Here is a 13,118-nt window from a genome sequence, read left to right as displayed (position 1 = left end):
GGTTGTGGGAGAGTAGGACGCCGCCGGACAATCATTTGAATGGTTCAGGGGCCACCCACAGGGTGGCCCCTGAACCTTTTCTGCGTTATGGGCCCGACGGCTGTCCGTTCATCGTCCACAGCCCACTCTCATGCGCTTCCATCCCCAGCTTTCCCGGCACGCTGTCGCGTTCGGAGGTCGGCACGTGAGGGTTGCTGTGGAGGTGATCGTCATGGAGACGAACGAGCTGGAGTCGGTGAACGAGGTCAGACTGGTCGGCCGGGTGTCGCGCGCAGGCGTCGAACGGGAGTTGCCGAGTGGGGCGCTCGTCGTGGGTGTGGGCCTGGCGGTGAGACGTGCTCCCCGTGAGGGTCTGGGCGAGGCGGCCCGCGTGGGCGTCGACGCGATCGACGTCGCTGCATGGAGCGAGGAGCTGCGGGAGATCGCCGGTGCGCTCTCCGTCGATGACGTCGTCGAGGTGCGCGGGTCCCTGCGGCGGCGGTTCTACCGTGCCGGCGGCGCTGTCGCCTCTCGGTACGAGGTCGAGGCGGAGTCGTTGGTCGTCCTGCGGTCCGGCAGCGTCGCCGTCGCTGGATAGGGTCGCTGCATGCATTCCCGTGGACTCGGTGCGCAGCCCGAGGCGCTGGTCGACGTCTACGACCTGGCGATGTTGGATCTCGACGGCGTCGTGTACGTCGGAGGCGCCAGCGTGCCCCATGCCAGCGAGGCGATCGAGGGCTGGCGCCAGGCCGGCGGACACGTCGCCTTCGTGACGAACAACGCATCACGACCGCCGCACGCCGTCGTGGACCATCTCGTCGAGCTCGGCGTCCCGGCAGGGCTGCCCGATGTCGTGACCTCGGCCCAGGCGGTGGCGCGGCTCCTCGCCGACCAGCTGGGAGCCGGGGCGCGAGTCAGCGTGCTCGGTGGTCAGGGCCTGTGGGAGGCGGTCGGCGAGGCCGGCCTGGAGGGCGTGGGAGCGGACGACGACGCCGAGGCCGTCGTCACCGGCTACGGGCCCGACGTCGTGTGGCGGGACATCATGACCGTGGCGGTCCGGGTGCGCGGGGGACTGCGCTGGTACGCGAGCAACACCGACATGACGATCCCCACCGCGCGTGGCGAGGCCCCGGGCCACGGCGTGCTGGTCGAGACGATCCGCAGGTTCAGCGGCGTCGACCCGGCGGTGGCGGGCAAGCCCGAGACGCCCCTGCTCGAGGAGACGATCCGGCGGGTCGGTGGTCAGCGGCCGCTCATGGTCGGCGACCGGCTCGACACCGACATCTGGGGGGGCCGGCGGGTGGGCGTCGACACCCTCCTCGTGCTCACGGGGGTCACCGACCTCACGACGCTGGTCCACAGCCCGGCGGACCAGCGTCCGACCTACGTCGCGCCCGATCTCCGCGGCCTCCTCGTGCCGCACCCCGAGATCGTGACCGATGTCGGATTCGCTCGGTGCGGTGGCTGGGCGGCACAGGCCGGCCCCGAGGGCTGGTCGGTCTCCGGCGACGGCTCCGCGATCGACTGGTGGCGCGCGGTGCTGACGGTCGCCTGGGGGCTCGTCGACGAAGGTGTCGACGTGCCGGACCTCGACGCGCTCCGGGTGCCCGATCCGGATGGCGCTGCCGATAGCCTCGAGCCGTGAACGAGCAGCGAAGCGTCCCGCCGCAGACGGGCGTCGAGGCGCTCGACGAGGTGCTGGCCAGCGTCGCGGCGCTGAGCGATCGGCCGCTCGAGGACCACGCCTCGGTGTTCGGTCTGGCCCACGAGACGCTGCGCGCCGCCCTCGACGGCCCCGCGGACTGAGCCGATGGCAGGTCCCAGGAGACTGCGTCTGGACGCCGAGCTGGTCCGACGCGGGCTGGCCCGCTCGCGTGAGCAGGCCAGCGAGCTGATCGGCGCCGGACGGGTGAGCGTCGCGGGTGCGCGGGCGAGCAAGCCGGCCACCGCGGTGACGACCGACGTCGCGATCGTCGTGGCCGACGACGCGTCCGACCCGGGCTACGTCTCGCGGGGCGCGCACAAGCTGGTGGGTGCGCTCGACGCCTTCGCCACCGCCGGGCTGACCGTCACGGGCCGTCGCTGTCTCGACGCCGGGGCGTCCACCGGCGGCTTCACCGACGTGCTGCTGCGACGCGATGCCGCGGAGGTCGTCGCCGTCGACGTCGGGTACGGGCAGCTGGCGTGGTCGCTGCAGTCCGATCCGCGCGTCCGGGTGCACGACCGCACCAACATCCGGGAGCTCACCGTGGAGACGATCGGCGGTCCGGTCGACCTCGTCGTCGGCGACCTGTCGTTCATCTCCCTCACGCTGGTGCTGGACGCGCTGCTCGGGGTGGTCGTCGACGACGCCGACCTGGCGCTCATGGTGAAGCCGCAGTTCGAGGTCGGCAAGGAGCGGGTGGGCAAGGGCGGCGTCGTCCGTGACGTCGCGCTGCGCGCCGAGGCCGTGCTCGGCGTCGCCGACGCCGCCGCGCAGCGGGGCTGGCCGGTGCACATGGTCGCCACCAGTCCGCTGCCCGGACCGTCGGGCAACGTCGAGTTCTTCGTCTGGCTGCGCCGGGCGTCGCTCGGGCTCGCGGCGGAGGAGATCGAGCGTGCGGTCGTCACCGCAGGCGTGTCGGCCCCGGCCGTCGGCGCGGATGAGAGGCTGGACCCATGAGCGACCCCGTCCGTCCTGCCGACGCGACGACTCCCCGTCGGGTGCTCGTGCTCGCCCACACCGGACGGGCCGAGGCGCGCGAGGTGGCCCTGGCCTTCTGCCGCGCGCTCACCGCCCACGACATCGTCGTGCGCGTGCTCGCCCGGGAGGCGGCCGACCTCGGACTCGGCGACGTCGAGGACCCGCGCGTCGAGGTCTGCCCCGACGACGGCGGCCCGCACCCCGACGCCAGCGCCGGCTGCGAGCTGGCGATCGTCATCGGCGGCGACGGCACGATCCTCCGCGCGGCCGAGATCACGCACGCCAGCGGCACGCCGGTGCTCGGGGTGAACCTCGGACACGTCGGGTTCCTCGCGGAGGCGGAGTACGAGGACGTCGCCAGCGTCATCGAGGCCGTCGTCGCGCGGCGCTACACCGCCGAGGACCGGATGACCCTCGACGTGCGCGTCTACCGCGGCGGCGAGGTCGTCAACCGCACGTTCGCGGTCAACGACGCCAGCGTCGAGAAGGCGGCCCGGGAGCGGATGCTCGAGGTCGTCGTCGAGGTCGACGGTCGACCGCTGTCGCGGTGGGGCTGCGACGGCGTGGTCTGCGCGACCCCGACCGGGTCGACCGCCTACAACTTCAGCGCCGGGGGCCCGGTCGTGTGGCCCGGGGTCGAGGCGCTGCTGATGGTGCCCATCAGCGCGCACGCGCTGTTCGCGCGTCCGCTGGTCGTCGCGCCCACGTCCGTGCTCGCCGTCGAGGTGCTCGAGCGCACCGAGGGAGCCGGCGTCCTGTGGTGTGACGGGCGCCGCGCCGTCGACCTCCCGCCCGGGGCGCGGATCGAGGTGCGTCGCGGTCACGCGCCGATGCGGATCGCCCGACTCCACGAGGCCCCGTTCACCGACCGGCTGGTCGCCAAGTTCGGCCTGCCGGTGGAGGGCTGGCGCGGCTCCGCAGAGCGACGACGTCGCGCCGTCGAGAGCCCCGTCGCGGCTGCTGTCCAGGAGGACTGATGCTGGAGGAGATCCGGATCTCGTCGCTGGGCGTCATCGACTCCTCGACGCTCGAGCTCGGGCCCGGTCTGACGGTGATCACCGGCGAGACCGGCGCGGGCAAGACCATGATCGTCACCGCGCTCGGCCTGCTCCTCGGCGGCCGGGCCGACAGCGGATCCGTGCGCACGGGTGCCCGCGCGGCCCGGGTGGAGGGCGTCGTGTCCGTGGCCTCGCTGCCGGAGGTGGCCGCGGCCGTGGACGAGGCCGGGGGCGACGTCGAGGACGGCACCGTGCTGATCGCCCGCAACGTCTCGGCCGAGGGGCGCTCGCGCGCGTTCGTCGGCGGGGCCAGCGTGCCCATCGCCACGCTCACCGAGGTCGCGGAGCCGCTCGTCGCGGTGCACGGGCAGTCCGACCAGCACCGGCTGCTCCAGCCGCGGGCCCAGCGTGCGGCCCTCGACCGGTTCGGCGGCGCGGAGGTCGCCGAGCTCGCGGAGACCTACCGCGCCCTCTTCGCGCGACTGCGCGACGTCGAGCAGCGTCTCGTCGAGGTGGTCGAGCACCAGCGGGAGCGTGCGCAGGAGGCCGACCTGCTGCGCTTCGGGCTCGCCGAGATCGAGGCGGTCGACCCCCAGGACGGCGAGGACGCCGCGCTGGCGGCCGAGGAGCTGCGGCTCGGTCACGCCGACACGCTGCGGACCGCCGCCGAGACCGCCCGCGAGGCGCTGTCGAGCGAAGACGCCGGTCCGGACGCCCTCGGCGCGCTGGCCGCCGCGCGCCGGGCGCTGGAGTCGGTGCGCGAGCACGATCGCGAGGCCGGAGCGCTGGCCGATCGCCTGGCGGAGGTGTCGTACCTGCTCTCCGACCTCGCCGCCGACGTCGCCTCCTACGCGACGGCGATCGAGGTCGACCCGGCCCGGCTGGCCGGGGTCTCCGAGCGACGCGCCGCGCTGACCGGCCTGACCCGCAAGTACGGCGAGACGATCGCCGAGGTGCTCGCCTGGGCGCAGGGGTCCGCCGCACGGCTCCTGGACCTCGACGGCACCGACGAGCAGATCGCCTCCCTGCGGGCGGAGCGGACGACCCTGCGCGCGGAGCTGTCCGCGGCGGCCGCCGCCCTGAGCGCGGCCCGACAGGCCGCCGCCTCGCGGCTGGGGGAGGAGGTCAGCGAGGAGCTCACCCAGCTGGCGATGCGCCACGCCCGACTCACCATCGAGGTGCGTCAGCAGGAGGTGCCCGCGCCGTCCGACGACGTGCCGGGTGGCCCGCTGCACGTCGACGGGCGCTGGGTGCGGTTCGCCCCGTCGGGGATCGACGAGGTCGAGATGCTGCTGGCCGCCAACACCGGCTCGGCACCGCGTCCGCTGCACAAGGGCGCCTCCGGCGGCGAGCTGTCGCGCGTCATGCTGGCGATCGAGGTCGTCCTGGCGGCGACCAGCCCGGTGCCCACCTTCGTCTTCGACGAGGTCGACGCCGGCGTCGGCGGCGCGGCCGCCGTCGAGATCGGTCGTCGGCTGGCGATGCTCGCCCGCACGGCCCAGGTGCTGGTCGTCACCCACCTGCCGCAGGTGGCGGCCTACGCCGATCGGCACGTCGTGGTAGAGAAGGCGAGCGACGGGACGATCACCAGCTCGGGCCTGACCGTGCTCGACGACGAGGCGCGCGAGCGGGAGCTCTCGCGCATGCTGGCCGGGCTGAGCGACTCCGACACCGCTCGGGCGCACGCCCGCGAGCTGCTCGCGGTGGCGCAGGCCTCCCGCGCCGAGGGGCCACGCGGGTCCTGAGCACCCCTCGTCATGCCATAGGATGGAGTTCCATGAGGAACGCCACCCAGGCCAAGCACGTGTTCGTGACCGGGGGCGTCGCCTCCTCGCTCGGCAAGGGGCTCACCGCCTCCAGCCTGGGCCGGCTGCTCCGCTCCCGCGGGCTGCGGGTGACGATGCAGAAGCTCGACCCGTACCTGAACGTCGACCCCGGGACGATGAATCCGTTCCAGCACGGCGAGGTCTTCGTGACCAACGACGGCGCCGAGACCGATCTCGACATCGGCCACTACGAGCGGTTCCTCGACACCGACCTGTCGGCGATCGCCAACGTGACGACCGGCCAGGTCTACTCCCACGTGATCGCCAAGGAGCGCCGCGGCGACTACCTCGGCGACACCGTGCAGGTGATCCCGCACATCACCAACGAGATCAAGGACCGCATCCTCGCGATGGGCCACGGCACCGGCGAGGCCGAGGTCGACGTCGTGATCACCGAGATCGGCGGCACCGTCGGCGACATCGAGTCGCTGCCGTTCCTCGAGGCCGCGCGTCAGGTGCGCCACGACATCGGCCGCTCGAACGTCTTCTTCCTGCACGTCTCGCTGGTGCCGTACATCGGCCCGTCCGGCGAGCTCAAGACCAAGCCCACCCAGCACTCGGTGGCCGCGCTGCGCCAGGTCGGCATCCAGCCCGACGCCGTCGTGTGCCGTGCCGACCGCGAGCTGCCCGAGGGCATCAAGCGCAAGATCTCGCTGATGTGCGACGTCGACGTCGAGGCCGTCGTCACCGCGGCCGACGCGCCGTCGATCTACGACATCCCGAAGGTGCTGCACCGCGAGGGACTCGATGCCTACGTGGTGCGCCGTCTCGACCTGCCCTTCCGCGACGTCGACTGGACGCTGTGGGACGACCTGCTGCGCCGCGTCCACCACCCCAAGGAGGAGGTGACGGTCGCGCTCGTCGGCAAGTACGTCGACCTGCCCGACGCGTACCTCTCGGTGGCGGAGGCCCTGCGGGCCGGCGGCTTCGCCCACGAGGCGAAGGTGCACCTGCGGTGGATCCCGTCCGACGAGTGCGCCACCCCGGCGGGCGCCGCGCGCGCGCTCGAGGACGTCGACGCGATCTGCGTGCCCGGCGGCTTCGGCATCCGCGGCCTGGAGGGCAAGCTGGGCGCGCTCACCCACGCGCGCACCCAGGGCATCCCCACGCTCGGCCTGTGCCTGGGCCTGCAGTGCATGGTGATCGAGTACTCGCGCAGCGTGCTCGGCCTGGAGAAGGCCGGCTCCACCGAGTTCGACCCCGAGACCCCGGAGCCGGTCATCGCGACCATGGCCGAGCAGCGGGCGTTCGTCGAGGGCGCCGGCGACCTCGGCGGCACCATGCGCCTGGGGCTCTACCCGGCCGCGCTGAAGGAGGGCAGCCTCGCCCGCCGCGTCTACGGCAGCGACGTCATCGAGGAGCGGCACCGGCACCGCTACGAGGTCAACAACGCCTACCGCGACCAGCTCGAGGAGGCCGGCCTGGTGTTCTCCGGCACCTCGCCCGACGACTCGCTGGTGGAGTTCGTCGAGCTGCCGCGCGACGTGCACCCGTACTACATCGCCACGCAGGCGCATCCCGAGCTGCGATCGCGTCCGACCCGGCCGCATCCGCTGTTCGCCGGACTCGTGGGCGCCGCGATCGTGCGCCAGCGCGAGCTGCGGATCCCGATCGACGAGAGCGGTCTGCACGCCGAGCCGACCCGATGACGACCGCCTCGGCCGACGACGCCGCGCCGGAGCCGATCGCGCTGCACGACGAGGACGTCGCCTGGCCGGTCGAGGAGACGCAGGACCTCCACCGCGACGGCTGGGTCGTGGCCCTGCGCGCCGACCGCGTCCGCCGCCCCGGCTCGACCGAGGAGCCGTTCCGGCGGCTCGTCCTCGAGCACCCCGGGGCCGTCGTCGTCCTCGCGCTGGACGACGCCGACCGGGTGCTCGTGCTGCGCCAGTACCGGCACCCCGCGCGGGTGCGGATGGTCGAGCTGCCCGCCGGCCTGCTGGACGCCGCGGGGGAGGCGCCGATCGACGTCGCCCGCCGCGAGCTGCAGGAGGAGACCGGGCACGCCGCCGCGGAATGGGCGCCCCTGCTGACGGCGTTCTCCTCCCCGGGCATCAGCGAGGAGCGGGTGCACTACTTCCTGGCCCGCGGCGTCACGGCGGTGGGCCGCGGCGACTTCGAGCTCGTGCACGAGGAGGCGGACATGACCACCGGCTGGGTGCCGTTCGACGAACTGCTCGACGCCGTGCTCGACGGGCGCACCGAGGACGGGCCGCTCGCGATCGCCGTCCTCGCGCACGCCGCGCGACGGGCCCGCGGCGGGACGGCCTGAGCCGTGGCCCACGGACGCAACGCCAAGGGCGGCCGCTCGACGCCGCCGGACAAGATCTGCGAGACCTGTGGGCGTCCCTTCTCCTGGCGCAAGAAGTGGGAGCGCGACTGGGACCAGGTGCGCTACTGCTCGGCGGCCTGCCGTGCGGGTCGCGACAACCCGGACTTCAAGCCGCGCTGACGCCGCTGCACGGCGGCGTCGGCGCAGGCCCCTAGACTGCCGAGCGCCCGCGATCCGGGCACCGACACGACGAGGAGGGTCCGTGAAGATCGGCGTCCCCAAGGAAGTCAAGAACCACGAGTACCGGGTGGCCATCACGCCGATCGGCGTGCACGAGCTGGTCTCCCACGGACACGAGGTCACCATCGAGACGGGGGCCGGGCTCGGCTCCTCCATCCCGGACGAGGAGTACGTCGCCGCGGGCGCGCGCATCCTCGGCTCCGCCGACGACGTGTGGGGCGGCGCCGACGTCGTCCTGAAGGTCAAGGAGCCGATCGCCGAGGAGTACCACCGGCTGCGTCCGGGGCTGGTGCTCCTCACCTACCTCCACCTGGCCGCCGACGCCGCGCTGACCGCCGAGCTGGTGTCGCGTCAGGTGACGGCCATCGCCTACGAGACCGTGCAGCTGCCCTCGGGCGCGCTGCCGCTGCTCTACCCGATGTCCGAGGTCGCCGGCTGCCTGGCGCCCCAGGTGGGCGCGTACTCCCTGATGAAGGCACGCGGCGGGCGCGGCGTCCTGATGGGCGGCGTCGGCGGCGTCGCCAACGCGAAGGTCGTCGTGATCGGTGCGGGAGTGTCGGGGCAGAACGCCGCCAACATCGCCCTCGGCATGGGCGCCGACGTCACCCTGCTCGACACCGACCTCGACAAGCTCCGCATGTCGTTCTGGCGCTACAGCAACCGCGTGCACGGGCTGGCCTCCTCGCGGCTGGCGATCGAGCAGCAGGTGATGGAGGCCGATCTCGTCATCGGCGCGGTGCTGATCCCGGGCGCCGCCGCCCCGAAGCTGGTCAGCAACGACCTCGTCTCGCGGATGAAGCCCGGCTCCGTGCTCGTCGACATCGCGGTCGACCAGGGCGGCTGCTTCGAGGACACCCGGCCCACGACGCACGCCGACCCGACCTACCAGGTGCACGACTCGACGTTCTACTGCGTCGCCAACATGCCGGGCGCGGTGCCGAACACCTCCACCTACGCCCTGACGAACGCGACCCTGCCGTACGTCGTCGCGCTCGCCGAGCGCGGGTGGCGCGACGCGCTCCGCGCCGACGCGAGCCTGGCCCGCGGCCTCAACACCCACGCCGGCAGCCTGACTAACGCGCCCGTCGCGGCCGCGGTGGGCGAGGGCATCGGCGCGAGCCTCCTCCCGCTGGAGGAGGCGCTTGCCTGAGCTCGCCGAGCCGGCGGCGTCGCCCGACGCCGCCACCGTGACCGCCGAGGCCCTCCGCTCCGTCGACGCGCCTCCGCGCGCCGACGAGGTGGAGCGGGCGGTGCGCACCTACCTCGACCACCTCGCGGTCGAGCGGGGGCTCGCGGCCAACACGCTCACCAGCTACCGCCGCGACCTGCGTCGCTACCGCGGGTTCCTGGCGGGGCTCGGCGTCACGCGGCTGGCCGAGATCAGCGAGGCCACTGTGGCGCAGTTCCTCGTGCGGCTGCGCGAGGGCGACGACCTCCATCCGCCGCTCGGCGCGTCGTCGGCGGCGCGGACGGTGGTCGCGGTGCGCGGCTTCCACCGGTTCGCCGTGGCCGACGGGCTCGCGCCGGCCGACCCGGCGGCGGGAGTCCGACCTCCCGCGCCCGGGCGGCGGCTGCCCAAGGCCCTGCCGCTGTCCGACGTGGAGGCGATCCTCGAGGCGGCCGGGGCGCCGGGCACCGCGCTGGCGCTGCGCGACCGGGCGCTCCTCGAGGTGCTCTACGGCACCGGCGCCCGGATCTCCGAGGCGGTCGGCCTCGACGTCGACGACGTCGACCGCGGTGCCCCCGACGGGCACGACGCCCACGACGGCACGGTCCTGCTGCGCGGCAAGGGCGGCAAGCAGCGGTTGGTGCCGGTGGGCTCCTACGCGCTCGAGGCGCTCGAGGCCTACCTCGTCCGAGGTCGGCCCGCGCTCGTCGGCGCCGCCTCGGGCCCCGCCCTCTTCCTCAACTCCCGCGGCGGCCGCCTCTCGCGTCAGTCCGCCTGGACCACCCTCGTCCGCGCCGCCGAGAGGGCCGGCGTCACCCGCGACGTCTCCCCGCACACCCTGCGCCACTCCTTCGCCACCCACCTGCTCGAGGGCGGCGCCGACGTCCGCGTCGTTCAGGAGCTCCTCGGCCACGCCTCGGTGACGACCACCCAGATCTACACGCTCGTGACGGTCGACTCGCTGCGCGAGGTCTTCGCCGCCGCGCACCCTCGGGCCCGCGGCTGATGGCGGCCTGGCCGCCGCCGGTCGGCACCGCCCCCGACGAGGTCTACGCGGCGGTCGAGGCCTACGCGGCCGGGCGCGGGCTGGCGCTCTACCCGCACCAGGAGGAGGCGCTGATCGAGCTGGTCGGCGGCAGCAACGTCGTCCTGGCCACGCCCACCGGGTCGGGCAAGTCGCTCGTCGCCCTCGGCGCGCACGCCGCGGCGCTGGCCACCGACCGGGTGTCGTTCTACACCGCGCCGATCAAGGCGCTGGTCAGCGAGAAGTTCTTCGACCTGTGCGCGGTCTTCGGCGCCGAGAACGTCGGCATGCTCACCGGTGACGCCTCGGTCAACGCCGACGCTCCGATCGTCTGCTGCACCGCCGAGATCCTGGCCAACCTGGCGCTGCGCGAGGGCCGTGAGGCCGACGTCGGCCTCGTGGTGATGGACGAGTTCCACTACTACTCCGAGCCCGATCGCGGCTGGGCCTGGCAGGTGCCGCTGCTGGAGCTGCCCGACGTCCAGTTCCTGCTCATGTCGGCCACGCTGGGCGACGTGCGCGAGATCGCCGACGACCTCTCGCGCCGCACCGGCCGCGACACCGCGCTGGTCACCGACGCCGAGCGTCCGGTGCCGCTGGACGTCGTCTGGTCGCTCGACCCGCTCGCCGAGCGGCTCGAGGAGATCGTGGCCACCGGGCAGGCGCCGGTCTACGTCGTCCACTTCACCCAGGCCGCCGCCGTCGAGCACGCGACCTCGCTGCTGCAGGCCGGCTGGCTGGCCGGGGCCGTCGACGACGCCGCGAAGGCCGCCATCGCCCGGCACACCGAGGGCTTCCGGTTCGCCGCCGGGTTCGGACGCACCCTGGTGCGGCTGCTCAAGAGGGGCATCGGCGTGCACCACGCCGGCATGCTGCCGCGCTACCGCCGGCTGGTGGAGCAGCTCGCGCAGGAGGGCGCGCTGAAGGTCATCTGCGGCACCGACACCCTGGGCGTCGGCATCAACGTGCCGATCCGGACGGTGCTCTTCACCGGGCTGGTGAAGTTCGACGGGCACCGTCAGCGGGTGCTGCGGGTGCGGGAGTTCCGGCAGATCGCCGGACGCGCGGGGCGGGCCGGCTTCGACACCGTCGGGTACGTCGTGGTGCAGGCGCCCGAGCACGTCATCGAGAACGAACGCGCGAAGGCCAAGGCGGAGGCCAAGAACGCCGCCAACCCCAAGAAGCGGAGCAGGGCCCAGCTGCGCAAGGCGCCCGAGGGCACCGTCGTGTGGACCGAGCAGACCTTCGCCAAGCTGGTCGAGGGAGACCCCGAGCGCCTGGTCTCGCGGATGCGGATCGACAACGCGATGCTGCTCAGCGTCCTCTCCCGCGAGGAGGACGCCTTCCCGGTGCTGCGTCGACTGCTCATGGACAACCACGAGGAGCGGCGCCAGCAGCTGCGGCTGGCCCGACGCGCGCTGCGCCTGACCCGCTCCCTGGTCCGCTCGGGGGTGCTGACCCGCCTCGACGAGCCGGACGAGCACGGCCGGCGCTACGTGATCGGCGTCGACCTGCCCGACGACTTCGCGCTCAACCAGCCGCTCTCGCACTTCGCCGTGGGGGCGCTCGACCTGCTCGACGCCGACGCGCCGGAGGAGGAGCTGCTGCTCGACGTCGTCTCGACCGTGGAGGCCGTGGTCGAGGCGCCGCGGCAGATCCTCCAGGCCCAGCAGTGGGCGGCGCGGGGCGAGCTGATCGCGGAGCTGAAGGCCGACGGCGTCGAGTACGAGGAGCGGATGGAGCTGCTCGAGGAGGTCACCTGGCCTCGCCCGCTGGCCGAGCGGCTCGAGGCCGCCTACGAGCTCTACCGCACCGCGCACCCGTGGCTGCCGAGCGACGCCGCGAGCGCCGGGCTGGAGCCGAAGTCGATCGTGCGCGAGATGTACGAGCAGGGCATGGGCTTCACCGACGTCGTCTCGCGCTACCAGCTGGCCCGCTCGGAGGGCCTGGTGCTGCGCTACCTGACCGACGCCTACCGCGCGTTGCGGCAGACGGTCCCCGAACGGCTGCGCGGGGAGGCGTTCGAGGGGCTCCTGGAGTGGCTGGGGGAGACCGTCCGGCAGACCGACTCCTCCCTGCTCGACGAGTGGGAGGCGCTGAGCGATCCCGAGCGGGCGCCCCGCGACGTCACCGCGCACGAGCCGCCGGCACCGCCCCGGCCGATCTCGCGGCAGGAGCGCGCCTTCGGCGTCATGGTGCGCAACGCGATGTTCCGCCGCGTCGAGCTCGTCGCGCGCGACGACGTGCGTGGCCTCGCCGCGCTCGACGCGGCGGCCGCGGAGCGCCTCGACCCCGACACCTCGCCCGCCCCGCTGATGGACGCCGCCGCCTGGGACGCCGCCCTCGAGGCCTACTACGCCGAGCACGACCGGGTCGAGCTCGGCCCGGACGCGCGGGGCCCGCGACTGCTGGTCAGCGAGGCCCGTACCGAGGACGGCCGCCGGCTGCTGGACGTGCGGCAGACGATCCTGGATCCCGAGGGTCACCTCGACTGGATCCTGGAGGCCGAGGCCGACCTGGACGCCAGCGACCGCGAGGGTGAGCTGGTGCTGCAGACCCGGGCGCTGCGTAGGCTCGACGGATGAGCAGCGACGTGCAGGTGCGCCACGAGTCCGACGACCACCGGTACGCCGCGTACCTCGACGGCGCGCTGGCCGGCTTCGCCGCCTACGAGCTCGCCGAGGAGCCGGCTCGGATCGTGTTCACCCACACCGAGGTCGACCCGGCGTACGAGGGCCACGGCGTCGGCGGCGCGATCGCGCGCGCCGCGCTCGACGACGTCCGCGCCACGGGGGAGCGGGCCGTCGTGCCGCAGTGCCCGTTCATCGCGGCCTGGATCGAGAGGCACCCCGACTACGCGGACCTCGTCGCGTCCTGACGACGACCGCGCCCGCGGCGCGGACGGATCGGCCGTCCACAGATTCCTCC

General features: G+C 73.7%; 13 protein-coding genes. All 13 read left to right on the top strand.

Features of this window, described 5'->3' with window-relative positions:
- The first annotated feature begins 130 nt into the window (after positions 1–130).
- The 13 genes from K8Z61_RS06480 (at position 131) to K8Z61_RS06420 (ending at position 13,068) form a co-directional block, all read left to right on the top strand.
- A complete protein-coding gene (locus tag K8Z61_RS06480) occupies positions 131–577 on the top strand; it encodes a single-stranded DNA-binding protein (RefSeq protein WP_224127548.1) in 447 nt (148 codons plus the stop codon).
- A 9-nt stretch (positions 578–586) separates the two neighbouring features.
- Entirely contained in the window at positions 587–1,624 is a 1,038-nt protein-coding gene (locus K8Z61_RS06475) for an HAD-IIA family hydrolase (protein WP_224127546.1), read from the top strand.
- Positions 1,621–1,785, top strand: a complete 165-nt coding sequence (locus K8Z61_RS06470) for a hypothetical protein (RefSeq protein ID WP_224127544.1) — start codon at positions 1,621–1,623, stop codon at positions 1,783–1,785. The genes K8Z61_RS06475 and K8Z61_RS06470 overlap by 4 nt, the downstream gene beginning before the upstream one ends.
- Before the next feature lie 4 nt (positions 1,786–1,789).
- Complete coding sequence (locus K8Z61_RS06465; RefSeq protein ID WP_224127542.1) at positions 1,790–2,641, top strand: TlyA family RNA methyltransferase; 852 nt, start codon at positions 1,790–1,792, stop codon at positions 2,639–2,641.
- The gene (locus tag K8Z61_RS06460) at positions 2,638–3,639 is read left to right on the top strand and encodes an NAD kinase (RefSeq protein WP_224127541.1); all 1,002 of its coding nucleotides are present in this window, start codon (positions 2,638–2,640) and stop codon (positions 3,637–3,639) included. Before K8Z61_RS06465 ends, K8Z61_RS06460 begins: the two co-directional genes overlap by 4 nt.
- A complete protein-coding gene (recN, locus tag K8Z61_RS06455; RefSeq protein WP_224127540.1) occupies positions 3,639–5,405 on the top strand; it encodes a DNA repair protein RecN in 1,767 nt (588 codons plus the stop codon). Before K8Z61_RS06460 ends, recN begins: the two co-directional genes overlap by 1 nt.
- Positions 5,406–5,437: 32 nt before the next feature.
- Positions 5,438–7,135 (top strand): CTP synthase, encoded by a 1,698-nt coding sequence (locus tag K8Z61_RS06450; RefSeq protein WP_224127539.1) that lies wholly within the window; start codon positions 5,438–5,440, stop codon positions 7,133–7,135.
- Entirely contained in the window at positions 7,132–7,758 is a 627-nt protein-coding gene (locus tag K8Z61_RS06445) for an NUDIX domain-containing protein (RefSeq protein WP_224127538.1), read from the top strand. The genes K8Z61_RS06450 and K8Z61_RS06445 overlap by 4 nt, the downstream gene beginning before the upstream one ends.
- A gap of 3 nt (positions 7,759–7,761) precedes the next feature.
- A complete protein-coding gene (locus K8Z61_RS06440; RefSeq protein WP_224127537.1) occupies positions 7,762–7,938 on the top strand; it encodes a DUF2256 domain-containing protein in 177 nt (58 codons plus the stop codon).
- 82 nt (positions 7,939–8,020) lie between these two features.
- Entirely contained in the window at positions 8,021–9,148 is a 1,128-nt protein-coding gene (ald, locus tag K8Z61_RS06435) for an alanine dehydrogenase (protein WP_224127535.1), read from the top strand.
- Between the two features lie 100 nt (positions 9,149–9,248).
- On the top strand, positions 9,249–10,172 hold the full coding sequence (locus K8Z61_RS06430; protein WP_224127642.1) for a site-specific tyrosine recombinase XerD: 924 nt from the start codon (positions 9,249–9,251) through the stop codon (positions 10,170–10,172).
- Positions 10,172–12,775, top strand: a complete 2,604-nt coding sequence (locus K8Z61_RS06425) for an RNA helicase (RefSeq protein ID WP_224127533.1) — start codon at positions 10,172–10,174, stop codon at positions 12,773–12,775. Before K8Z61_RS06430 ends, K8Z61_RS06425 begins: the two co-directional genes overlap by 1 nt.
- The gene (locus tag K8Z61_RS06420; RefSeq protein ID WP_224127531.1) at positions 12,772–13,068 is read left to right on the top strand and encodes a GNAT family N-acetyltransferase; all 297 of its coding nucleotides are present in this window, start codon (positions 12,772–12,774) and stop codon (positions 13,066–13,068) included. The genes K8Z61_RS06425 and K8Z61_RS06420 overlap by 4 nt, the downstream gene beginning before the upstream one ends.
- The last annotated feature ends 50 nt before the right edge of the window (positions 13,069–13,118 follow it).

The sequence above is a fragment of the Nocardioides sp. TRM66260-LWL genome, assembly GCF_020075545.1.
GTDB lineage: Bacteria > Actinomycetota > Actinomycetes > Propionibacteriales > Nocardioidaceae > Nocardioides.
Note: the sequence above shows the minus strand (reverse complement) of the source record. Positions and strands in the feature narration are given on the sequence as shown.

Coding starts and splice junctions, on each gene's coding strand:
- K8Z61_RS06450 (WP_224127539.1), top strand. CDS start 5,438: ATGAGGAACGCCACCCAGGCCAAGCACGTGTTCGTGACCGGGGGCGTC.
- K8Z61_RS06475 (WP_224127546.1), top strand. CDS start 587: ATGCATTCCCGTGGACTCGGTGCGCAGCCCGAGGCGCTGGTCGACGTC.
- K8Z61_RS06480 (WP_224127548.1), top strand. CDS start 131: ATGCGCTTCCATCCCCAGCTTTCCCGGCACGCTGTCGCGTTCGGAGGT.
- K8Z61_RS06460 (WP_224127541.1), top strand. CDS start 2,638: ATGAGCGACCCCGTCCGTCCTGCCGACGCGACGACTCCCCGTCGGGTG.
- K8Z61_RS06420 (WP_224127531.1), top strand. CDS start 12,772: ATGAGCAGCGACGTGCAGGTGCGCCACGAGTCCGACGACCACCGGTAC.
- K8Z61_RS06425 (WP_224127533.1), top strand. CDS start 10,172: ATGGCGGCCTGGCCGCCGCCGGTCGGCACCGCCCCCGACGAGGTCTAC.
- K8Z61_RS06445 (WP_224127538.1), top strand. CDS start 7,132: ATGACGACCGCCTCGGCCGACGACGCCGCGCCGGAGCCGATCGCGCTG.
- recN (WP_224127540.1), top strand. CDS start 3,639: ATGCTGGAGGAGATCCGGATCTCGTCGCTGGGCGTCATCGACTCCTCG.
- K8Z61_RS06465 (WP_224127542.1), top strand. CDS start 1,790: ATGGCAGGTCCCAGGAGACTGCGTCTGGACGCCGAGCTGGTCCGACGC.